This is a genomic window from Teichococcus globiformis (assembly GCF_042646265.1).
GTDB lineage: Bacteria > Pseudomonadota > Alphaproteobacteria > Acetobacterales > Acetobacteraceae > Pseudoroseomonas > Pseudoroseomonas globiformis.
In genome coordinates this window covers 1-926 of record NZ_JBHRTN010000027.1, presented here as the reverse complement: position 1 = coordinate 926, position 926 = coordinate 1, and the positions used below count along the sequence as shown (strand labels likewise).

Genomic DNA, 926 nt, shown 5'->3' with positions numbered 1-926 from the left:
ATCAACGGGAAGCCTTGTAGAGCTTCTGCGCGATCTCGAACATTTCCTCGGGCGCGTAGTCGGGGGTGAAGGCGGAGGGCACGCCGGTCAGCTGGTGGATCTTGCCGCCTTCGGGCATGCCGTCGACAACTTCCAGCTCGCCCGGCGGATCGCCCGGCAGGGCCTGCTCGCCTTCCCAGATCCCGGCGATTTCCTTGTAGTCCTGCGGGCTCCAGGTGTAGAGGCGGCGGTGCGATCCTTCCTGCAGGTACTTCTGGCATTCGGGGATCTTGTCGAGCGGGATGTTGGGCGTGGGCAGGAACTTCTCCAGCTCCACGCCGGTGATCTGCTTCAGCGCCAGCGCATAGGCGTGCGCATGCACCGAGCCGCGCACCAGAAGGTAGCCGCACACCTCGCGCCCGGTCGGGTCCGACAGGGTCTCGTAGACGCGCAGCTTGTGCAGCCGCGCGCCGCATTCCAGGTGGAAGTTGTGCAGCAGGTCCACCACCACATTGCCCGTGGTGGTCACCATGTCGGCGTTCCAGGACATGGAGTTGCTGTTGACCGGCAAGGCACCGCCGGCATTGGAAGCGAAGCTGGCAAAGGAGCGGATGTCCTTCATCGCCTCGAAGGGCGATTTGGAGATGTCGCCGCCAGCGCCGGCATCGCCATCCGGCACGTCGGGGCCGTTGTTCAGCATGGCCACGCCGTTGCTGACCAGCTCCACATGGCCGAGCTCCTCGGCGGTGATGGAGGCGACCAGGGAATAGAACGGCCTGAGCTTGCTCTTGGAGCGGAAGTTGAAGCTCTGGAACATGTAGTTGCCCAGCGTCGACATCTCGCCGTACTTGCCGCCAAGCAGCTCCTGCAACGCCGCGCCGGCATTCGGGTCCGCGCGCTTCGGCGCCGGTAGCTCAGCCTGAAGCTTGTCCACGCGCATGAACATG

Annotated in this window: 1 protein-coding gene; it reads right to left on the bottom strand. The window is 64.7% G+C overall.

Features of this window, described 5'->3' with window-relative positions:
- Position 1: 1 nt before the first annotated feature.
- Positions 2-926 (bottom strand): manganese catalase family protein (locus ACFOD4_RS20515; RefSeq protein ID WP_379599496.1); only part of this gene is annotated, 925 nt, incomplete at its 5' end.